We start from the raw sequence: 22,395 nt of genomic DNA, 5'->3' as shown, positions 1-22,395 counted from the left end.
CAGGCTCGCTCCCACATGGGTTATTCGTCTTGCCTTGAATCTGCATACACCGCAGATCCATTGTAGGAGTGAGCCTGCTCGCGATGGGGCCGTTACATTCAACAATGATGTCGTCTGATACTCCGCTATCGTGAGCAGGCGAAGGCCTACAGGGTTTTGCATTCATCCATGCATCTGTGGATCAGCTTAGCCCCAACTCACGCCAGATTCGCATGACCTGTCGGCGCTCTTCGACAAACTGGTCGCCCGGGATCACCCCGGCGTCCTTTTGCAAGGCCTGCCGGTGCGCGGCCGAGCGGTAGGCTTTATAGGCCTCGCGCAGCAGGCTGGCATCTTCGGCAGGCATCAGCCCTGCGTGTTCCAGCTCTTCCAGAATGCGGATGTTATCGGTCCAGCGCAGCAGCGGCGGGTGGCTTTGCGACCACGCCAGAGCCGCGTATTGCACCATAAATTCAATATCGACGATACCTCCGGCGTCCTGCTTGAGGTCGAATGAGGCCGTGGCCTCGAAGGCATTGGCCGCCGTGCCGGCTGCGGTGCTCTTGGTGCCGAGATTGTCGCGCATCTTCGCGCGCATCTCGCTGACTTCCTGCTGCAGCTTCGCCAGATCACGGACTTTGCCCAATACCTGCGCGCGGACTTTCTCGAACGCCTGACCGACATCCTGACTACCGACCAGCACCCGCGCCCGCACCAAGGCCTGATGTTCCCAGGTCCAGGCTTCATTTTCCTGATAGCGCGCGAAAGCGCCGAGCGAGCTGACCAGCAACCCCGCCGCCCCGGAGGGCCGCAGCCGCATGTCGACCTCATAGAGCTGGCCGGAGTTGGTCTGCGCCGTCAGCAGATGGATGATCCGCTGCCCCAACCGCGTGAAGAATTGCGCACCGTCAATCGACTTCGGTCCGTCGGTTTCCGCCTGCGGATCGCCGTCGTGAATGAACACCAGATCCAGATCCGAACCATGCCCCAGTTCCAGACCACCGACCTTGCCGTAACCGACAATAATGAAGCCGGGGTCGCACAGGGTGCCGTCGGTGCGCAGCGGCGTGCCGTATTTGGCCACCGTCTGGCGCCAGGCCAGAGCCAGTACCTGTTCGAGAATCGCTTCAGCCAGCCAGGTCAGGTAATCGCTGACTTTCATCAGCGGCAGGCTGCCGGCGATTTCCGAGGCGGCGACGCGCAAGCGGTGCGCCAGTTTGAAATGGCGCAGGGCTTCCATCTGCTGCTCGAGGTCGTTTTCGGGAATCCGCGTCAGCCGTTCGCGCAACTCGGCGGCCAGCTCCGGCGCCAAGGGTGGCTTGAACAGGCGGCCCTCATTCAGCAACTCGTCGAGCAACAGCGGGAAGCGGGTGATCTGTTCAGCGATCCAGGGACTCGCCGCGCACAGCGTCAACAAACGCCGCAGGGCACCGGGGTTCTCGGTCAGCAGCACCAGATAAGCCGAACGCCGAGCCACCGCCTCGACCAACGGCAGCACCCGTTCAAGCACCAGATCCGGATTGTCATGCTCCACCGCCTGTGCGAGCAGACGCGGAATGAACGCATCGAGTCGCTCTCGTCCCAAACGCTGCATCGCGCGCAATTGCGGACTGCTGCGCAACCCGGCCAGGGCTTTCAGGGCTTTGCTCGCATCGGCAAAACCGGCTTCCTGCAACTGACGGCAGGCGGCTTCTTCGTCCTGCGCCTCTTCCCAAAGTGGCAGCCATTCACCGCCGACCACCACTTCGTTTTCGGCGCCCTCTTCTTCGTCGGGATCGGCGATCACCTGGGCGAAATGCCAGGCCACCCGGCCGCGCCAGAACATCAGTTTCTCGTGAAAAGCGTCCCAATCGGCGAAACCGAGCATGAAGGCAATGCGCGCCTGATCCTGTGCGCTGTCCGGAAGCATCTGGGTCTGGCGGTCGGCGATCGCCTGGATCGCATGCTCGGTATAACGCAGGAATTCGTAGCCTTCACGCAGCTCACTGACCACCGCCGGTGGCAGATAACCCTGCCCCTCCAGTGTGCTCAACACCTTTAATAGAGGGCGCTGTTGCAGGCTCAGGTCGCGCCCGCCGTGGATCAACTGAAAGGCCTGGGCGATGAACTCGACCTCGCGGATACCACCAGAGCCCAGTTTGATGTTGTCGGCCATGCCCTTGCGCCGCACTTCCTGCTGGATCAACTGTTTCATGGTGCGCAGCGCTTCGATCGCCGAGAAGTCCAGATAGCGCCTATAAACGAACGGCCGCAGCATGTCGAGCAATTGCGCACCCGCGACCTGATCGCCGGCCACCACCCGCGCCTTGATCATCGCGTAGCGTTCCCAGTCGCGGCCCTGATCCTGGTAATACTGCTCCAGCGCATTGAAGCTCAGCACCAGCGCGCCGGACGAACCGTACGGACGCAGGCGCATGTCGACACGGAACACGAAGCCGTCGACGGTCATCGGGTCGAGCGCCTTGATCAGGCGCTGGCCGAGACGGATGAAGAATTCCTGATTGTCCAGCGAACGCTTCACCCCGACGGTCTCGCCGCCTTCGGGATAGGCAAAAATCAGGTCGATGTCCGACGAGAGGTTCAATTCGACGGCGCCGAGCTTGCCCATGCCGAGAATGACCATTTGTTGCGGCAGACCGCTGCGGCGCCCGGTCGGCGTGCCGAACTGTTCGCAATGACGGCTGTACAACCACTGACAGGCTTGATCGATGGTGGCATCGGCCATGTCCGAAAGATCGCGACAGGTCTGCACCAGATCGGCCTGGCGGGTGAGGTCGCGCCAGATGATCCGCACCTGATGCCGCGCGCGCTGGCGGCGCAGGGCGCGGCCGAGTTCATCTTCACTCTGCGCGGCATTTACCGCAGCAGCAATTTGCGTGCACAGTTCGCCCGGCGCAAACGCCCGGTCGAGTTCACCGGACTGCACCAGCGACAGCAACATCAAAGGGTCACGAACGCTCTGTTCAATGACAAACTCGCTGGCGGCGCTGACGCGGGCAAACTGCGCCCAGCGCTCGGGCGTCCAGTTCGCCAGACCGTGATCGTCATCCAGCGCGGCGACGGCCGTACGGAACGACTGCTCGGATCGATTGACCAACGGCAGGAGAATGGCGGGCAGTTCGGCAAGCACGGGCAGGGTCATGGTCTATCCTTGATCGGCGTGTAAATGGCCGCTTGTAGTGATTGGCGAAAAGCCGCTACCCGCCGGAGTGTCGAACAAAAGTTAGAAATAGCTGAAAATTCATTGTCGTTGGCAGCGAATATCAAAGTTTCACCTTTTTCGGATGGCAAAAGACCAACCTTAACGATTATTCTCACAACGCAGTTGGAGGCCACGAGCCATTCTTCTGTAGTTTTACTACTCGTCTATACATTCGAAAGGCTGAAATGCCGGAAGATTTGTAGTAAAACTACACGCCGCCGGAACAACCTGTCGGCAATCCAAGAATTTTAAATCGTCTGCCCACAAGGCCAGTCGCAAACTCAGGCAACCGATTCTGGAAGCCTTTCCGCCCTGGAGCAAGCCATGCAAGACCTCGATCCCGTCGAAACCCAGGAATGGCTGGACGCCCTGGAATCGGTTCTCGACAAAGAAGGCGAAGACCGTGCTCACTATCTGATGACCCGTATGGGTGAACTGGCGACCCGCAGCGGTTCGCAGCTCCCTTACGCCATCACCACGCCTTACCGCAACACGATTCCCGTTACCCACGAAGCACGCATGCCTGGCGACCTGTTCATGGAACGCCGCATTCGCTCGCTGGTACGCTGGAACGCGATGGCCATGGTAATGCGTACGAACCTGAAAGATTCTGACCTGGGTGGTCACATCTCCAGCTTCGCTTCCAGTGCGACCCTGTATGACATCGGCTTCAACTACTTCTTCCAGGCCCCGACCGACGAACACGGCGGCGACCTGATCTACTTCCAGGGCCACACCTCGCCAGGCGTTTACGCCCGTGCCTTCATGGAAGGCCGCATCACCGAAGACCAGATGAACAACTTCCGTCAGGAAGTCGATGGTCAAGGCCTGTCGTCCTATCCGCACCCGTGGCTGATGCCTGACTTCTGGCAGTTCCCGACCGTATCGATGGGTCTGGGCCCGATCCAGGCGATCTACCAGGCACGTTTCATGAAGTACCTGGAACACCGCGGTTTCATTCAGCCGGGCAAACAGAAAGTCTGGTGCTTCCTGGGCGACGGCGAGTGCGACGAGCCGGAATCCCTGGGCGCAATCTCCCTGGCCGGCCGCGAGAAGCTGGACAACCTGATCTTCGTCATCAACTGCAACCTGCAGCGCCTCGACGGCCCGGTTCGCGGCAACGGCAAGATCATCCAGGAACTCGAAGGCGTGTTCCGCGGTGCACAGTGGAACGTGACCAAAGTCATCTGGGGCCGTTTCTGGGACCCACTGCTGGCCAAGGACGTCGACGGCATCCTGCAGCGTCGCATGGACGAAGTCATCGACGGCGAGTACCAGAACTACAAAGCCAAAGACGGCGCGTTCGTTCGCGAGCACTTCTTCAACACGCCTGAACTCAAGGCAATGGTTGCCGATCTGTCCGACGACGAGATCTGGAAGCTCAACCGTGGCGGCCACGACCCGTACAAGGTCTACGCGGCGTACCACGAAGCGGTCAACCACAAAGAACAGCCAACCGTCATCCTCGCCAAGACCATCAAGGGTTATGGCACCGGTGCCGGCGAAGCGAAAAACACCGCGCACAACACCAAGAAAGTCGATGTCGACAGCCTGAAGTTGTTCCGCGACCGCTTCGACATCCCGGTCCGTGACGAAGAGCTGGAGAACCTGCCGTTCTTCAAGCCTGAGCCAAACAGCGCCGAAGCCCGCTACCTCGCCGAGCGTCGTGCCGCACTGGGCGGTTTCGTACCGCAGCGCCGCGCACAGAGCTTCAGCGTACCGACTCCGGATCTGGACACACTCAAGGCCATCCTCGATGGTTCGGGCGACCGTGAAATCTCCACCACCATGGCCTTCGTGCGGATCCTCGCGCAACTGGTCAAGGACAAGGAAATCGGCCCGCGCATCGTGCCGATCATCCCGGACGAAGCCCGTACCTTCGGTATGGAAGGCATGTTCCGTCAGTTGGGTATCTACTCGTCCGTCGGCCAGCTCTACGAGCCAGTCGATAAAGACCAGGTGATGTTCTACAAGGAAGACCAGAAAGGTCAGATCCTTGAAGAAGGCATCAACGAAGCAGGCGCCATGAGCTCGTTCATCGCCGCCGGTACTTCGTACTCCAGCCACAACCAGCCGATGCTGCCGTTCTACATCTTCTACTCGATGTTCGGCTTCCAGCGTATTGGCGACCTGGCCTGGGCTGCCGGCGACAGCCGTACCCGTGGCTTCCTGATCGGCGGCACCGCCGGCCGTACCACCCTGAATGGTGAAGGTCTGCAGCACGAAGACGGTCACAGCCACCTGCTGGCCGCGACCATCCCGAACTGCCGCACCTACGATCCGACCTACGGCTACGAGCTGGCGGTGATCATTCAGGACGGCATGAAGAAGATGACCGAAGAGCAACAGGACATCTTCTACTACATCACCGTGATGAACGAGTCGTACCAGCAGCCAGCCATGCCGGCCGGTGCCGAAGAAGGCATCAAGAAAGGCATGTACCTGCTCGAGGAAGACACCCGCGACGCGGCGCACCACGTCCAGCTGATGGGCTCCGGCACCATCCTGCGTGAAGTGCGTGAAGCGGCGAAGATCCTGCGTGAAGAGTTCAACGTCGGCGCCGACGTGTGGAGCGTTACCAGCTTCAACGAACTGCGTCGCGACGGCCTGGCCGTAGAGCGCAGCAATCGTCTCAAGCCTGGCCAGAAGCCGAAGCTGAGCTACGTCGAAGAATGCCTGAACGGCCGTAAAGGTCCGGTCATCGCCTCTACCGACTACATGAAGCTGTTCGCCGAGCAGATCCGTCAGTGGGTACCGTCCAAGGAATTCAAAGTCCTGGGCACCGACGGTTTCGGCCGCAGCGACAGCCGCAAGAAACTGCGTCATTTCTTCGAAGTCGACCGTCATTTCGTGGTGTTGGCAGCCCTGGAAGCACTGGCTGACCGTGGTGATATCGAACCTAAAGTCGTGGCTGAGGCCATCGTCAAGTTCGGCATCGACCCGGAAAAACGCAACCCACTGGACTGCTGAGGAGACATTTTGTGAGCGAACTCATTCGCGTACCTGACATCGGCAGCGGTGAAGGTGAAGTAATTGAACTGTTTGTGAAGGTCGGCGACCGCATCGAAGCCGACCAGAGCATCCTGACTCTGGAATCGGACAAGGCCAGCATGGAAGTGCCGGCCCCGAAAGCCGGCGTCATCAAAAGCCTGAAAGTGAAGCTGGGCGACCGCCTGAAAGAAGGCGACGAACTGCTCGAGCTGGAAGTCGAGGGCGCTGCTGAAGCGGCACCTGCTGCGGCGGCGGCTCCGGCTGCCAAAGCTGAAGATAAACCGGCTGCGGCACCTGCTGCTGCCGCGCCTGCCGCTGCACCTGCTGCCGCTTCGGTACAGCAAGTGCACGTGCCGGACATTGGTTCGTCGGGCAAGGCGCAGATCATCGAGATCCAGGTCAAGGTCGGCGACACCGTCGAAGCTGATCAATCGCTGATCACTCTGGAATCCGACAAGGCGAGCATGGAAATCCCGTCGCCTGCCGCCGGCGTGGTCAAGGCCATCAGCGTCAAGCTCAACGACGAAGTCGGCACTGGCGACCTGATTCTGGACCTGGAAGTGGCGGGTGCTGCGGCGCCTGCTGCGGCCGCTCCGGCTCAGGCTGCCGCGCCTGCTGTCGCCGCTGCGCCAGGGCCGGCTGCTGCTCCGGCGGCACCGGTCGCCGACAGCGTTCAGGACATCCACGTGCCGGACATCGGTTCGGCCGGCAAGGCCAAGATCATCGAAGTGCTGGTCAAGGCCGGCGACACCGTCGAAGCCGACCAGTCGCTGATCACCCTGGAATCCGACAAGGCCAGCATGGAAATTCCATCGCCTGCCGCTGGCGTGGTCGAAAGCGTTTCGATCAAGCTGGATGATGAAGTCGGTACCGGCGATCTGATCCTCAAGCTGAAGGTCAAAGGCGCTGCGCCTGCTGCAGCTCCAGCTCCGGCGACCGCTGCAGCACCGAGCGCTCCGGCACCTGCCGCTGCTGCCGCACCTGCTGCTGCCGCTCCAGCTGCCGCACCGGCCAAGCCAGGCGCGAAAGTTCACGCCGGTCCTGCCGTGCGTCAACTGGCCCGTGAGTTCGGCGTCGAGCTGAGTGCTGTCGGCGCCAGCGGCCCGCACGGTCGTATTCTGAAAGAAGACGTGCAGACCTACGTCAAAGCGATGATGCAGAAGGCCAAGGAAGCACCGGCCGCTGCTGCTGGCGCAACCGGTGGCGCGGGTATCCCGCCGATCCCGGTCGTCGATTTCAGCCGTTTCGGTGAAATCGAAGAAGTGCCGATGACTCGCCTGATGCAAGTCGGCGCTGCCAACCTGCACCGCAGCTGGCTGAACGTGCCACACGTGACGCAATTCGACTCGGCAGACATCACCGAGCTGGAAGCCTTCCGTGTGGCGCAGAAAGCCGTGGCCGAGAAGGCTGGCGTCAAGCTGACCATCCTGCCGCTGCTGCTCAAGACCTGCGCGCATCTGCTCAAGGAGCTGCCGGACTTCAACAGTTCGCTGGCGCCAAGCGGCAAAGCGATCATCCGCAAGAAATACGTGAACATCGGCTTCGCCGTCGACACCCCGGATGGCCTGCTGGTGCCGGTGATCAAGAACGTCGACCAGAAGAGCCTGCTGCAATTGGCAGCCGAAGCGGCTTCGCTGGCTGAAAAAGCCCGCACCAAGAAGCTGTCCTCGGACGAGATGCAAGGCGCCTGCTTCACCATTTCCAGCCTCGGCCATATTGGCGGCACCGGCTTCACGCCGATCGTCAACGCGCCGGAAGTGGCGATCCTCGGTGTGTCCAAGGCAACCATTCAGCCCGTCTGGGACGGCAAAGCCTTCCAGCCGAAACTGATGCTGCCACTGTCGCTGTCCTACGATCACCGTGTGATCAACGGCGCCGCTGCCGCGCGCTTCACCCAGCGTCTGGGCAGCCTGTTGGGCGACATCCGCACCATCCTGCTGTAATCCAAACGGCCCTCCGGCAACGGAGGGCCGCTTGCTGCACCCTTTCGAGCGCCACACGCTCGTACCTCAACCCCGTCATCTGGCGGGGCTTTTTTTTGCCTGAAGAAAAACCATTTCCTTCCTTTTCCTACAAGTCGCGTTGATATCGGCCACAGCACTGGTCGGCTTGTCACCGATCTTTTATGTCCGGCACGCAACTAACCTAGGCGCAGCCATCGCAACTAATAAAAGTCAGTCAAACCCAGTTAATTCAAGTTACTTCGAATGGATTCGACATGTTAAAACCAACTATCGGGCCGATCATCGGCCACGTTACAACTCATCATGCACGTATATTGCTGCGTGGCGATCGTCAGAACAATTCGCGGGTATTTGCCGCAGTACGTTATCGCGCAGCCGGTGCACAACAATGGTCAAAAGGTATCTTTGCGCATCTGAGCGCTACACGCGACATGTCACATGTGTTTGCCCTCAACAACTTGAGTACAGACACCGAATATGAATATCAGGCCGGCTGGTTCAGTCCGATGAGTCCGGTGCATACGCCGGACAGCGTCGCCGAGCTGCCGCTGCAATGGCCGCGCGAGATCTATCGTCTGCGTACCCGCTCGAGCAAGCCGATGCAGCCCCGGGCCTATATTGTCGGTTCGTGTCGCTATTTGCGCATGACCGCGGGGATTGCCTCACTGCCACAACTGGGCGACCGGATCTTTGCTTCGATCAATCAAGTGATCGAGGGTATTGAGCCACCGATCAGTGCAGTATTGATGACTGGTGACCAGATCTATGTCGACGATCTGAATCGCATTGCGCCGGATCGTGAGTATCAGGATATTCTCAGAAAATACCGTGCGGCGTTATCGCAACCTAATATAAAACGGCTGATGTCCGGCACTTCGACTTACATGATTCTTGACGATCACGAAATCGAAGATAACTGGCCGGCCAATGCCAATAAATCCGACGTTGACTTGTTCCGCAACGCGATGGCGGCCTATGAGCTGTATCAGGCCAGTCACAGCCCGGTACATCCACTGACAACTAACGGCGAAATCAATCGCTCTTCGCTTGAGCATTACTGGTATCAGTTCAGCGACGGCGATATCGAATGGTTTGTGACGGACAGTCGTACCCGGCGCAACTTGTCGGCCGATGATCGGCGCATTCTCGATGAAGCCCAGGAACAGGCCCTGCTCAAATGGCTGATCCACAGCGAAGCGCGGGTCAAGTTTGTGGTGACCAGCGTGATGTTCTATCCGGACCGCAAACTTCATGGCGATGACGCCTGGAAAGCCTTTCCGGAACAACGCCTGCGCCTGCTGGAAACGATTCGCACTCGACGGATCATGAACGTTGTGTTCATTTCGGGTGATGTTCACGGTTCGCTGACCGCGCGCCTGAGCCACAGCGAAGACCCGGACTTCGAGGTGCACACGGTAGTGTCATCGCCGCTGTGCAACAGCAAACTGCTGCCGTATGCCAAAGCGTCGACGTTCATTCTCGATCAGCCACTGGTGCGCACAGCCGCCGGGGATTATCGGCATGAGCTGACCAGCACGGTGGTCAGTGAGGACAATTTTGCCCACCTGGTGGTCGAGGCCAGGCAGATCCAGGTCAACTATCACGACCGTGACGGCAAACGCCTGCAATCAATCGTCATTCCCCTACGCTGATAGGTGGGTGCACTGGGCGCCGTTGCTGAGCATCAACCGCTCTGGAACGGCGCTCTGTCATGCTCCGCGCATTAGTTTTGTGCACTGGCTGGAGAAATGTTCAGTCCAGCCGACATATTCTTATAGCACTTGGCCTTCATCTCTCTTGTCAGTCGGGGCCGCAATGATGCAACCTTGCCGCAGGCAACAGTTAAGAGGGCGCGAGCCCGGCGCGTTCAGCATATTTCCAAGCGAGTTCCCTTCATGAAGAGCCAACCCGATGCCGCCAGCCGTATGGCGGCCGAGGTAGTGACGCAGTTGCCTGTGCCCTCGCGGCTCGGCATGCTGCGTTTCGAGCGCTTGAATGAAGCCAGTTGGGCCATGTTGTTTCTCGATCCCAACTGCGAACGCCAGTTCGGCCAGCCGGCAGTCGAACTGTGTGCGCTGGTCGGCTCGCCGTATGCCAGCCTGATGGAACCGGAAGCGCGCTATCAATTGCATGATGCGATCCAGCAACAGCTCACCGTCAGCCCGCATTACCTGGTGCGCTACACCCTGCACACCGCCTCCGGGGTGCTGAGCATTCTGGAGCTGGGTGAAGCCTATAAACAGCACAATCGGCATCTGCTGCGCGGTTACCTGCTGGCGGTCGACGACGTATTCAGCGAGCCGCCGCTACTGCCCTCTGTCGACCTCGAGACGCAGAACTCGCGGCTGCAGATCGCCCTTGAACTCAATCAACGTGCGCAGCAGGAACAACTGCAGCATCTGGAGCGCGTGCGCGCCCAGCAGGAGTTGATTCTGCTGCTCGCCCGTCAGCGCTACAGCACGCACAATTCCTTGCAGGAAGCCGCCGAGCTGATCACCCGCTGCGCATGCGACATCTATGAAATCGACTGCGCCAGCCTGTGGAACCTCGAGGGCAATCTGCTGGTGCCGATCTCGGCTTACCATCGCGCGACCCAGGAATACATCCTTCCGGACGTGATCGATATCGGCAGCTTCCCCGACTACCTGGAAGCGCTGCATGGCAGCCGCGCCATCGACGCCCACAACGCGATGCGCGATCCGCGCACCCGCGAGATGGCCGAAGCCCTGCGCCCGCGTGACGTCAACGCCATGCTCGACGCAAGCATCCGCGTCGACGGCCAGGTGGTCGGTGTGCTCTGCCTGGAGCAGACCGGCGTGACCCGCGCCTGGCAGTCCGACGAGATCGCGTTTGCCGGTGAGCTGGCCGATCAGTTCGCGCAAGTCATCAACAATCACAACCGCCGCACCGCCACCAGCGCCCTGCACCTGTTCCAGCGTGCGGTCGAGCAAAGTGCCAACGCCTTTTTGCTGGTCAACTGCGACGGTGTGGTCGAGTACGTCAACCCGAGCTTCACAGCGATCACTCAGTACTCCACTGAAGAAGTCCACGGCCAGCGCCTGTCGGAACTGCCGGCGCTGGAAAACCTCAGCGAACTGCTGTTCGACGCGCCCTCGGCGCTGGCCCAGAGCAACAGCTGGCAGGGCGAATTCAAAAGCCGCCGGAAAAATCTCGAACCGTACTGGGGCCAGTTGTCGATTTCCAAGGTGTACGGCGACAACCGTGAGCTGACGCACTACATCGGCATCTACGAAGACATCACCCAGACCAAACTGGCGCAGCAGCGCATCGAGCGCCTGGCTTATACCGACAACCTGACCAACCTCGGCAACCGCCCCGCATTCATCCGCAACCTCGACGAGCGCTTCGCCCGCGACAGCGATACGCCGATCAGCCTGCTGCTGGTGGACATCGACAACTTCAAGCGCATCAACGACAGCCTCGGCCATCAGACCGGCGACAAACTGCTGATCAGCCTGGCCCGACGCCTGCGCAACAGCCTCAGCCCGAGCGGCAGTCTGGCACGCTTCGCCAGTAACGAGTTTGCCGTGTTGCTCGACAACACCGACCTCGAAGCCGGGCAGCGGATCGCCAGCCAGTTGCTGCTGACCCTCGATAAACCGATGTTCGTCGATAACCAGTTGATCAGCGTCACCGGCTCGGTCGGCCTCGCCTGCGCACCACTGCACGGGCGCGACCCGCAGACGCTGATGCGTAACGCCGGTCTGGCGCTGCACAAGGCCAAGGCCAACGGCAAACACCAGTTGCAGGTGTTCACCGAAGCGCTGAATGCCGAGGCCAGTTACAAACTGTTTGTCGAGAACAACCTGCGCCGCGCCCTGACCCAGAATGAACTCGACGTGTTCTATCAGCCCAAGCTGTGCCTGCGCAGCGGTCGCCTGCTGGGCATGGAAGCGCTGCTGCGCTGGAATCACCCGGAACGCGGGATGATTCGCCCGGATCAATTCATCAGCGTCGCCGAAGAGACTGGCCTGATCATTCCGATCGGCAAATGGATCGCCCGTCAGGCCTGCCGTATGAGCAAAGCCCTGACCGCTGCCGGCCTGGGCAATCTGCAAGTGGCGATCAACCTGTCACCCAAGCAGTTTTCCGATCCAGACCTGGTCGCCTCCATCGCCAACATCCTCAAGGAAGAAGCGCTGCCGGCCAATCTGCTCGAGCTGGAACTGACCGAAGGCCTGCTGCTGGAGGCCACTGAAGACACGCACTTGCAGCTCGATCAGCTCAAGCGTCTGGGCCTGACCCTGGCCATGGACGACTTCGGTACCGGCTATTCATCGCTCAGCTATCTGAAAAAATTTCCGATCGACATCATCAAGATCGATCGCAGCTTCATCCACGAAATCCCCGACAATCAGGACGACATGGAAATCACCTCAGCGGTGATCGCCATGGCCCACAACCTGAAACTCAAGGTGGTCGCTGAAGGCATCGAGACCGCCGAGCAACTGGCATTCCTGCGCCGTCACCGCTGCGATGTCGGCCAAGGCTACCTGTTCGACCGGCCAATTCCCGGCGCCGAACTGATCCCGGCGCTCAAGCGCTATCCGCGCGGGCCGCTCTGCCTCTGATCCCCAGCGTTCTGTCCTGGTAAATGATTTCCCTGTGGGAGCCAGCCTGCTGGCGATTGCGCCAGTCCAATCAACATTGGCCTCGCTGACCCACCGCTATCGCCAGCAGGCTGGCTCCCACAAGGTTGAGTACCCGTACATTTTGGGTAGTGATTAACCGGGCATCATTGGGCACACTGGCGGTCTGACTTTTCACATCCAACCTGACTGAGAGGAACGATCATGGTTCTGCGCTCGGAAATTCTGGTGAACAAAAACGTGCTTCCAACCAAAGAACAAGCCCTGCCCGGCCGCGAAACCGCGATGACCCTGCCTGAAAAGCATTTCGTCTTCAAAGACACCCCACTGCTCGGCCCGTTCTTTCAGGACGTCGACTTCGCCATCTTCGGCCTCGGCTGCTTCTGGGGTGCGGAACGGCGCTTCTGGCAGCGCGAAGGCGTGGTCAGCACGGTGGTCGGCTACGCTGGCGGCTTCACGCCGAACCCGACTTACGAAGAAGTCTGCTCAGGCCTGACCGGCCACGCCGAGGTGGTGCTGGTGGTGTATGACAAGGCCAAAGTCAGCTACGAAAAACTGCTGGCGATGTTCTGGGAACTGCACAACCCGACTCAAGGCATGCGTCAGGGCAACGACATCGGCACGCAGTATCGTTCGGTGATCTACGCGACCTCTCCCGAGCAACTGGACGCCGCGCTGAAAAGCAAAGCGCTGTACCAGGCGGAACTGGCGAAGGCCGGTCTGGGCGAAATCAGCACCGAAATCGACCAGGCGCCGACCGTGTATTTTGCCGAGGCGTATCACCAGCAGTATCTGGCGAAGAATCCGGAAGGTTATTGCGGGATCGGCGGTACCGGCGTGTGTATGCCTAACTAAAGCTGCGAGCGGCAAGCTTCAAGCTGCAAGTGCTGTGTTCGCTTCAGCTTGTAGCTTGTAGCTCGCAGCTTCATTCAGCTATGAGCCAGTCCATCTGCCAGCCACCCTGAGTCTGGCCAAGCTTCTTCGACAACCACGGCAGCAACTCGCGCAATTCTTCCTCCAGCCCCCACGGCGGATTGGCAATCGCCAGACCGGAGCCGTTCAGGCTGTTCGGCGTATCCAGCGGATGCACCAGCAGTTCCACGCGCAACAACTTCGGCGCACCGGTGCCGGCCAGGTCCTGATAGAAACGCCGCAACGCGCGCTGATCCTTGACCGGGTACCAGATCGCCGCCACGGTCTGGCGCATGCGGCCGATCGCCTCTTTCATCGACGCTGCGCAGCGCTGCATTTCATCGAGTTGTTCAAACGGCGGATCGATCAACATCACCGCACGCTTTTCCTGCACCGGCAACATCGCCCGCGCGACATGCCAGCCTTCGCCCAGATGAACTTTCACCCGGCGATCACCGGCCATGTTGTCTTTGAGCAGCACACCATCTTCAGGGTGCTTCTCATTGAGCATCACCCGGTCCTGTGGGCGGGTCAGACGCCGCGCCAGCTCCGGCGAACCGGGGTAATAGCGCAACTGGCCATCGGGGTTCATCTCGTGCAGCACGTTCATGTAGTCAGCGGTCAGCGCCGGCAGATCCGGCTGATCCCACAAGCGCGCGATGCCTTCCAGGTACTCGCCGGTACGGTTGGCCTGATCGCCCTGCAAGTCGTACAGACCGATGCCGGCGTGGCTGTCGAGATAGGCAAACGGCTGCTCCTTGCGCGACATCAGGGCGATGAGGCGGGTCAAGGTCAGGTGTTTGAACACATCGGCGTGATTGCCGGCATGGAAGGCGTGACGATAATTCATGGCTGCTCCTGCGAAGGGCGCAAAGTTTACCTTTTACCGCGTGGCAAGTCAGGGGTTGGCGGCCGAGCGGACAAAAGCCACACCCTCACTGGCCCTCTCCCGGAGGGAGAGGGGACTGACGGTGATGAGCTTGCGAGTTGCATCGACCTGAAAGATCAGTGTGATCTCAGGCTTGGCCAGGCGAAGATCAGCGCAGAAGTTGCAGGTCGGCGTACGTCACCCATACAACTCGGTCAGTCCCAGAACACCACCCAGGCTTGACCAAGCGAAGTTCACCGCTGAAGTCGCAAGTCGGCGTACACCGCCCAGACAACTCGATCAGTCCCCTCTCCCTCTGGGAGAGGGTTAGGGTGAGGGGCATTGCTTCTATGGCATCGCGCGCAAGCGCGAGCCGATCACATCGAGCACATCACAACCATCACGCAACGGAATCACGCAGAGCCGGGCGAAATCGCTGAGGATGACGGAGTCGCATTCGACCGAGCCGCGCATGCACATGCTTCCCCAGTACTTGAATCAAGGCGGTTATGAACGGTTCCCCTAATTGAACGAGCAACATCCAGAAATATCTTGCGGCAGGATAACCGTCGTCGCCCAAGCTAAGGCAATGCGAATATCCGTATCACTTAAAACCTGTAAAGAGGGAAATTTACATGGGAAGAAAGATGATCGGTATCGGCGCCCCAACATCAACCGGGGGCGCGGTTCTGGAAGGAAACATCGGAATCAACATTGATTACGCGGTTAGCACTTCATCTGTCGGTCATATGGCGAGCTGTCCCGTATGTCCTCCGGGTAAAGGCCCGATTGTTGCCGTAGGCCCGCGAACTATCACTCTGCCTGCCGGACTGGTTGCGCTTGAAGGTGATTATGTAGCGTGTGGCTGTCCACCAAAATCGAACACTGTTCTCTTTGCTCAATCCTCCGTCTTTGGTGGGGGCGAACATAGCGCTGCAAGCTTCTCTCCCATCATTCCTCAGGTTCCCAAACCAAAAAGTATTCAACGCATAACGTTTTCGTATGGAGACAACCAAACGCCGGTGGACTCCGTGTCACGCTTTTACACCGACTTGAATATTCATGTGAAAACTTCCGGCTACTCACCCGGCGAGACTGTTACCGTAACGATCAGCGGTGCAACTGAAAAAACGCTGTCTGGGACCGTTGGCCCGAAAGGTATAGCGATCATTCCCAACGCTTTTGAGGCTGAAGCCTTTGACATGGAGGGCGAAATTTAATGGCTCAGCTCAATATCAGTGCGGGTGGCGTTACCTCCAACATCCTCGTAAAAAGACCAAAATTCAGCACCCTATGGACGGCCTACGCAGAAGTTGGACCTAAAAGCTCGATTGAAGTGTACGCGCTTGTAGGAGGCAACGTCGAAGCGGCGAGAGCGGAAAAACCCGATGCGTACGCGAACGCGTGCGCTCTCAGGATAAGTAGAGGGTTTAACTATGGTGGATATAAAATCCCGAAAGGAACGATCATTCCAAGCAAATCCATCTATCGTCTTGCTGGTGCGGATCAACTCCCCTACATCATGAAAGTTGCAGATTTCCTGGCTTTCCTGAAACACAATTGGGGTGCCCCAGATCGTGAATTAAAAATGAGCGAGTCAGATTACATCAATGGTAAGAAAGGCGTGATCATCATGGAGATCAATGGCTGGAGCGATGCGACAGGCCACGCGACTTTGTGGAACGGTAGCGCCACAGGTGATAACAGTGACTACCATCGTCCAGACAGCCACACTTACGACAGGCCAGACGTAAAGCTGGAAAAAATTAATTTCTGGGAGTTAAAAGGATGAAATTCCGGCTTTTTGTGTCAATGAGCATTCTTGGCTTATCCGCTAACGCAATCTCGAGTGAAGTAGATCTCAGCACTGCCAGAACATCACTTAAGAACTATGGCCTCGCTAACTGCATATCGAACCAGTTCAAGAGCGAGTCAGACATCAAATCAGACCTTGGACTTGCGATTGGCGCCTACTCCGCTATGGGAAAGGGACAACACGCCATACTGCAAAATGAGGACACGCTCGAAGTGACCCACGACCCCTACCTTGAAACCGAAAAATTCGTGACAGACGCGTATACGAAAGCGTCTTCAACCAGCAAACAGTCGGGGAAAAATATCGTGTTCTATTCTTGCCTCGAAATTTATAACTCTCCTGCCTTCGATGCATTTATCGAGTCACAAGATCAATACCTACAACAATGAAAAAACTCCAGTGGCTGGTGATCCTTCCATAGTCCGTGACTGGAAGGATCTATCACAACGCTTGTATTAAGGCATGCCGCGCAAGCGCGAGCCGATCACATCGAGCACATCACAACCATCACGCAACGGAATCACGCAGAGCCGGGCGAAATCGCTGAGGATGACGGAGTCGCATTCGACCGAGCCGCGCATGCACATGTTTTCCAGGACCTGAATCACGGCGCGCAGGCGGTGGTTGGCCGCGTCCATGAGGATGTCGAGGGGGACGTGGGTGTCGATGAACAGGGTCGGCATGTCGCTGCAGTTGTCGGTCAGCGCCATGAAGCGGTTGTCCGGGTGAGGAATGATTTTTTCGTAGGGCGGAGCTGGCTTAAGCGTCGTCATATTTTGTGCCTCTGCTGATTAAATGAGGCTACCGATGACCTTCCTACAGGTTTGGGTGGCAGCCGTACGCGAGAGTAGGAAACTGAGGAACCAGCCAAAACTCAGCTACGCCGAAGCGTTCCCGCGCACAGCCGCCGCGAAAGATGTTGCGGACACGATTTGCGTGCGCAATCAAACGTAATGGCTGGTGCACGGTAATTCCAAAGGGTTCCTACACCCTGTCACCACTCCCGCAGTGACAACGAAAAGACTATCCCTGCAACCCACCGCCCACCAGTTCATGCAATCCGCCGCAGCTCGAAGGAAATCTCCGAGGCCATTGCCCCGAAATGTCATTCCAGCTCTGCCAGCAAATACGCCAGCAACGCCGATTGCGAAGAATCTTCCGACAATGAAAGCTGAAAAAACTGCCCGACCTTGCAGCACAGAACGGCCTTGGGAAAGGCTTCAAATATCGCTGGGCTTTCTTCGCTCAGCCACTGCATCGCATTGGTCGTGCGAACGGCGTTGCCCTCCTGCACCAGCACCGATTCCGGCACCCGCCACCAAGGAAAGACCTTGCCCGAGGACTGCACCGCGCCACCAATGTGCAGCGCCTGGCCGTTGATCAGGGAGCGGCTGACCACAGGGAACAGTTGCCGTGCATCCACCTCATCAGACTGCAAAAGCGGCAACAAAAAACGCCCGTCCCAGAAACGAAAAAACACCGTTTTGCCTTTCGGCATCAGCACTTGAGTCAGGCTTCGAAAATGCTCGACCAGCCCTTCCAGGCTTGCCGAAGACACCAACAGCCAACCCCAATCGCGCGACTCGGTATCGGTGACCCAATGCAAAAACTCACTGTCGACGCTGACAATTCCCACGCAAGGCATCACCGCATCCCACTCGGCATAAACCGTCTCAGCCCACAGCGGGCTAGCCGCATCGAGCCAGGCCCCGGGCGGTTTGGCGGCGCTGGCATGGCTGAACACCGCGAACAATTGCTCGCCGGCCTGCAACGGCGCGTGCGCCAGCCAATCGGCCGGTGACAGCAAATCAGGCTGCACAGACACCGTCCTTGCAGCGCTCGCACTCTTCGCAGAATGGCGCATCGCCTTTGAAGCTCACGATCTGTGCGGCGGTCAGCACGGCAGCCGGCGCCGCGGCGAGTTTTTCCGGCAACCCCGGCACGACCGGCGCGGCGCTCAGCGCTGCCATCGGCGCGCCACCGACGACAATCGGTACGCTGCTGAAAATCCCCCCGGGGCCGATGTTGATCCATTGCCCGCCCGCCTGAATCGTCGCGCTCGCACCGCCATCGATGACCACTTGCTGGCCAGCGCTGACGTGGAATTGAGCGCTGGCGCTGAGCGTCTGACTGCCGACACGAATATGCCGTTCGCCGCTGACGCTCAGATGATCGTCCTGCCTGACTTCGGTCTGCCGCTGGCCGTGGGTGATGCGCTGTTCATCGGCCTTCAGCTCGTGCCGGGCGGTGCCGGTGACGACAATGCTGCGCTGGTTGTCGACCTGCACTTGCTGGTCGTGCAACACGTGTTGAGTCCAGTTGCGCTGGGCGCGCAGGTAGATTTCCTCGGCGCCTTTGCGGTCTTCGATGCGCAGTTCGTTGTAGCCAGCACCGCCGGGGCTGCTCTGACTGCGAAAGATGCTGCGGGTCTTGTCCGCCGGCAAGTCCAGCGGCACCGGCGTCGCGGCGTTGGGCAGGCAGCCCACCACCAAAGGTTTGTCGGCGTCAGCATCAATGAAACCGACCAGCACCTCCATGCCGACGCGCGGAATCAACACGCTGCCGTAACGGTCATGGGCCCAATTGGTCGCAACGCGCAGCCAGCAACTGGAGTGCTCGTTCAGTTCACCGTCGCGATCCCACGCCAGTTGCACCTTGACCCGACCGTACTCGTCGCAGTGGATTTCACTGTCTTTCGGCCCGGTCACCACAGCGGGTTGATAGCCGAGCATGCGCGGTTTATCCGGCCCCAGCGCCGGGCGGAAGGACACATCCCACGGTGTGGCGAGAAAAGTATTACGGTACCCCTGGAAGCCTTCGCCATCGCTGGTCACCGATTCCTCCAGTACCTGCGGCTGGCGCCCATGGTGTTCGACGGCAATCAGCAACCACAGGTCGTTCCAGTCCTGACGCGGATGCTCGGTCAGTTTCAGGAAATGTCCACTGACCAGCGCGGATTCATCGCTGATGCCTTCGGCCTGACGATAATCGGCGATATGGCGTTCCAGCGCCCGTTGAGCAAGGTGCTTGCCGGTTTCCCGGTCAGTGAAATTGGCGGGGAAGTGATAATCCTCCAGCACCGGCCGCTGTTCGCTGTCGACACGGCTGTGCAATTGCAGGTGCGGCTTTTCGAAGTTGTAGTCGCGCCGAGTGACGACGCTGGTGCGGGTTTGCACGCGCACGTTGAAGCGCTGCACCGCCGGCGCCCCAGCCGACATGCCGCTGCCCGGCCGGTACACCGTCGGTTCGGGCAGACGCGCGAAAACCGTCTGGTCATCGCCGAACACCAACAGATGGCCCTGCGGGCTGTGCTGAAAGTGGTAATGAATGCCGACCTCGGCGCACAGCCGCTGGATGAACGCCAGGTCGCTCTCGGTGTACTGCACGCAATACTCACGCACCGGGTAGTCGCTGCCGAGGCGAAATTCAAAGGCATCGCGCAGGATCGAGTGATCCTTGAGCACCCGCGCAACAATCTGCGGCACCGTCTGATGCTGGAAAATCCGCTGATTGATGCGGTGGCCGAGATAAGCCAGCCGCGGTACCAGACTGACGTGATAGCGCGTCAGACGTTTCCCGGAATCACCCTGCCCGACCTGATCAATCTGACCGTGGATACCGCCACCGTGTGCATCGAAACTCAGAAACGCCTGATCGTGCAGCAGGCTTTCGAGGTCCAGATCCGGCCGTTCACTGACCAGTTCCAGCTCGAAACGATAGGGTTGGCTGATGGCTTCCTTGCCCGTGAACTCAAGGACTTTGAACTCATGCCGGGCGCCTTCGAGCGTCAACGTGAAACGCGGTTGATTGGCAGGCGCGAACATCCGATGTCTCTCTGCAGTTTGAGGGCGGGCGATTCTGCATGAGGGGCAAGGGGTGTTGGACGGGTGACGAGAAAATCAGATTTCCCCTACTTCCTCTGACGAAAAAAAACCGATAACAGACGCCTTCGACTACAGACATTTCCCTTAAACACACCACCGAACCCTGTAGGAGTGAGCCTGCTCGCGATAGCGGTGTCTCAGTCAACATTTTCGTCACTGACACACCGCTATCGCGAGCAGGCTCACTCCTACAAGTGTTGGTGGTGAATCAGAGAATCATGGGCACAAAAAAACGGCCCGTCTCCTTTCGGAAACGGGCCGTTTGATGTGAGCCGAAGCTCAGCGCCTTACTTGTTCAGATTGAAATCTTTTTCCGCTGCCTGGAAGCGCTCGACCATGCCGCGAGTCGGCTCGCCGGCCTTGCTGACAAAGTAGATCGCCAGGCTGGCGAAGATGAAGCCCGGGATGATTTCGTACAGACCCAGCAGTTCGAAATGCTTCCACACCACCACGGTGACAGCACCGACGATGATGCCGGCCAGCGCGCCGTTGCGGGTCATGTCTTTCCAGATCACGGAAATCAGCACTACCGGGCCGAACGCGGCACCGAAACCGGCCCAGGCGTAGGACACCAGGCCCAGTACGCGGTTTTCCGGGTTGGCGGCCAGTGCGATGGCGATCAGCGCAACCAGCAGGACCATGGCACGACCGACCCAGACCAGCTCCAGTTGCGAAGCCGATTTACGCAGGAAGGTTTTGTAGAAGTCTTCGGTCAGGGCGCTTGAGCACACCAGCAACTGGCAGCTCAGGGTGCTCATGACAGCAGCCAGAATGGCCGACAGCAGTACACCGGCAATCCAAGGGTTGAAGAGGATCTTGGCCAGTTCGATGAACACGCGCTCGTGGTTCTCGGTCACGGGACCGGCAACTTCCGGGTGTGCCGAGAAGTAAGCGATACCGAAGAAGCCCACGGCCACGGTGCCGCCCAGGCACAGGATCATCCAGGTCATGGAGATGCGACGCGCCTTGGCGATCGACTTCACCGAATCCGCAGCCATGAAACGCGCGAGGATGTGCGGCTGCCCGAAATAGCCCAGACCCCAGCCCATCAGCGAGATGATGCCGATGAAGGTGGTGCCTTTAAGCATGTCGAAGTTGCTTGGATCCTGAGCTTCGATGGCCAGGAACGTGGTGTCGACGCCGCCGGTGGCCAGCAGGACGATGATCGGCGTAAGAATCAGCGCGAAGATCATCAGCGTGGCTTGTACGGTGTCGGTCCAGCTCACCGCGAGGAAACCACCGATAAAGGTGTAGGCAATCGTTGCCGCCGCACCGGCCCACAGCGCCGTTTCGTAGGACATGCCGAAGGTGCTTTCGAACAGGCGGGCACCGGCGACGATGCCGGAAGCGCAGTAGATGGTGAAGAACACCAGAATCACGATCGCCGAGATGATCCGCAGCAGGCCGCTCTTGTCTTCAAAACGGCTGGCGAAGTAGTCCGGCAGGGTCAGGGCGTCGCCGTTGTGCTCGGTCTGCACGCGCAGACGGCCGGCAACGAACAGCCAGTTCAGGTAGGCACCGATGACCAGACCGATGGCGATCCAGCTTTCGGACAGACCGGACATGTAGATGGCGCCCGGCAGGCCCATGAGCAACCAGCCGCTCATGTCGGAGGCGCCGGCAGACAGCGCGGTGACGACGCTGCCGAGGCTGCGACCACCGAGAATATAGTCAGAAAGGTTGTTGGTGGAGCGATAGGCCATCAAGCCGATCAGCACCATTGCTGCGATGTAGATCACGAACGTGATCAGGGTTGGATTGCTTACGCTCATTGAGTTACGCCCTGGCTTTGTTTTTATGTAGCGGCGGCGATGAACCGCACGCAAACGACGACGTTTGGCAGACGATCCGGGATCCCGCGCATTTATGACTGATGTTTCCCCAGGAAAGCCATCAGCCGGTACACCGGATTCGATCCGGTTGCACCTTGGGCGCGAATGCTATGCAACAAATCAAATGAGGTGCAACCAATTTCATGAGAATAAGTTGCACCCAGTCGGAATTACCGACAATCGCCTTGTTTTTGCTCCCTTTTGTAGCAGTCATGGCCCTTTGCTAGAAGCAAAAGCACCAAGCAGGAGCAGGGATTTCCTCGCGGAATTTATTTCCTGACGAGTTGCGGATTTTTCCGACAAAAAAGGGTTGCACCCGGTTGCACCTCCTTCAGCG

The 22,395-nt window shown here is 59.1% G+C and carries 15 protein-coding genes; 8 read left to right on the top strand and 7 right to left on the bottom strand.

Annotated features, from left to right (window positions below):
* Window positions 1–181: 181 nt before the first annotated feature.
* A complete protein-coding gene (gene glnE, locus BLU52_RS00785; protein ID WP_090280598.1) occupies window positions 182–3,121 on the bottom strand; it encodes a bifunctional [glutamate--ammonia ligase]-adenylyl-L-tyrosine phosphorylase/[glutamate--ammonia-ligase] adenylyltransferase in 2,940 nt (979 codons plus the stop codon).
* A 384-nt stretch (window positions 3,122–3,505) separates the two neighbouring features.
* On the opposite strand from glnE, the gene aceE reads away from it, so the two are divergent.
* The 5 genes from aceE to msrA all read left to right on the top strand — a co-directional run bounded on the left by aceE (window position 3,506) and on the right by msrA (window position 13,601).
* Window positions 3,506–6,151, top strand: coding sequence for a pyruvate dehydrogenase (acetyl-transferring), homodimeric type (gene aceE, locus BLU52_RS00780; RefSeq protein WP_090280595.1), 2,646 nt, complete (start codon window positions 3,506–3,508; stop codon window positions 6,149–6,151).
* A gap of 11 nt (window positions 6,152–6,162) precedes the next feature.
* The gene (gene aceF / locus BLU52_RS00775; protein WP_090280592.1) at window positions 6,163–8,115 is read left to right on the top strand and encodes a dihydrolipoyllysine-residue acetyltransferase; all 1,953 of its coding nucleotides are present in this window, start codon (window positions 6,163–6,165) and stop codon (window positions 8,113–8,115) included.
* Window positions 8,116–8,390: 275 nt separating this feature from the next.
* Window positions 8,391–9,788 (top strand): alkaline phosphatase D family protein, encoded by a 1,398-nt coding sequence (locus BLU52_RS00770; protein ID WP_090280589.1) that lies wholly within the window; start codon window positions 8,391–8,393, stop codon window positions 9,786–9,788.
* 243 nt (window positions 9,789–10,031) lie between these two features.
* Entirely contained in the window at window positions 10,032–12,728 is a 2,697-nt protein-coding gene (locus BLU52_RS00765; protein WP_090280587.1) for a putative bifunctional diguanylate cyclase/phosphodiesterase, read from the top strand.
* A 222-nt stretch (window positions 12,729–12,950) separates the two neighbouring features.
* Window positions 12,951–13,601 carry a peptide-methionine (S)-S-oxide reductase MsrA gene (gene msrA / locus BLU52_RS00760; RefSeq protein WP_090280584.1) on the top strand — a complete coding sequence of 217 codons (651 nt, stop codon included), beginning with the start codon at window positions 12,951–12,953 and terminating at the stop codon, window positions 13,599–13,601.
* Window positions 13,602–13,671: 70 nt separating this feature from the next.
* On the opposite strand, the gene BLU52_RS00755 is transcribed toward msrA, so the two are convergent.
* Both BLU52_RS00755 and BLU52_RS27080 read right to left on the bottom strand, forming a co-directional pair.
* The gene (locus BLU52_RS00755; protein WP_090280580.1) at window positions 13,672–14,508 is read right to left on the bottom strand and encodes a 23S rRNA (adenine(2030)-N(6))-methyltransferase RlmJ; all 837 of its coding nucleotides are present in this window, start codon (window positions 14,506–14,508) and stop codon (window positions 13,672–13,674) included.
* Between the two features lie 366 nt (window positions 14,509–14,874).
* Window positions 14,875–15,000: a hypothetical protein gene (locus BLU52_RS27080; protein ID WP_269458356.1), complete on the bottom strand. Its 126-nt coding sequence runs from the start codon at window positions 14,998–15,000 to the stop codon at window positions 14,875–14,877.
* A 173-nt stretch (window positions 15,001–15,173) separates the two neighbouring features.
* Here BLU52_RS27080 and BLU52_RS00750 point away from each other — a divergent pair, with 173 nt between their 5' ends.
* The 3 genes from BLU52_RS00750 to BLU52_RS00740 are packed head-to-tail and all read left to right on the top strand — an operon-like array spanning window position 15,174 to window position 16,731.
* Window positions 15,174–15,746, top strand: coding sequence for a PAAR domain-containing protein (locus tag BLU52_RS00750; RefSeq protein WP_231987996.1), 573 nt, complete (start codon window positions 15,174–15,176; stop codon window positions 15,744–15,746).
* Entirely contained in the window at window positions 15,746–16,318 is a 573-nt protein-coding gene (locus BLU52_RS00745; RefSeq protein WP_090280571.1) for a type VI secretion system amidase effector protein Tae4, read from the top strand. Before BLU52_RS00750 ends, BLU52_RS00745 begins: the two co-directional genes overlap by 1 nt.
* Entirely contained in the window at window positions 16,315–16,731 is a 417-nt protein-coding gene (locus tag BLU52_RS00740; protein ID WP_090280566.1) for a hypothetical protein, read from the top strand. Before BLU52_RS00745 ends, BLU52_RS00740 begins: the two co-directional genes overlap by 4 nt.
* A gap of 66 nt (window positions 16,732–16,797) precedes the next feature.
* Here the strand turns inward: BLU52_RS00740 and BLU52_RS00735 are convergent, their stop codons facing one another.
* The 4 genes from BLU52_RS00735 to putP form a co-directional block, all read right to left on the bottom strand.
* Window positions 16,798–17,115 (bottom strand): hypothetical protein, encoded by a 318-nt coding sequence (locus BLU52_RS00735; protein WP_090280562.1) that lies wholly within the window; start codon window positions 17,113–17,115, stop codon window positions 16,798–16,800.
* Window positions 17,116–17,447: 332 nt separating this feature from the next.
* Window positions 17,448–18,161 (bottom strand): DUF4123 domain-containing protein, encoded by a 714-nt coding sequence (locus BLU52_RS00730; RefSeq protein ID WP_090280557.1) that lies wholly within the window; start codon window positions 18,159–18,161, stop codon window positions 17,448–17,450.
* A complete protein-coding gene (locus BLU52_RS00725) occupies window positions 18,151–20,166 on the bottom strand; it encodes a type VI secretion system Vgr family protein (RefSeq protein WP_090280552.1) in 2,016 nt (671 codons plus the stop codon). The genes BLU52_RS00730 and BLU52_RS00725 overlap by 11 nt, the downstream gene beginning before the upstream one ends.
* Window positions 20,167–20,513: 347 nt before the next feature.
* Window positions 20,514–21,998 (bottom strand): sodium/proline symporter PutP, encoded by a 1,485-nt coding sequence (gene putP, locus BLU52_RS00720; RefSeq protein WP_090280548.1) that lies wholly within the window; start codon window positions 21,996–21,998, stop codon window positions 20,514–20,516.
* Window positions 21,999–22,395 lie beyond the last annotated feature (397 nt).

This window comes from Pseudomonas granadensis (assembly GCF_900105485.1).
In the GTDB taxonomy this organism is placed as follows: domain Bacteria; phylum Pseudomonadota; class Gammaproteobacteria; order Pseudomonadales; family Pseudomonadaceae; genus Aquipseudomonas; species Aquipseudomonas granadensis.
This window is presented reverse-complemented; position numbering and strand designations above follow the sequence as displayed.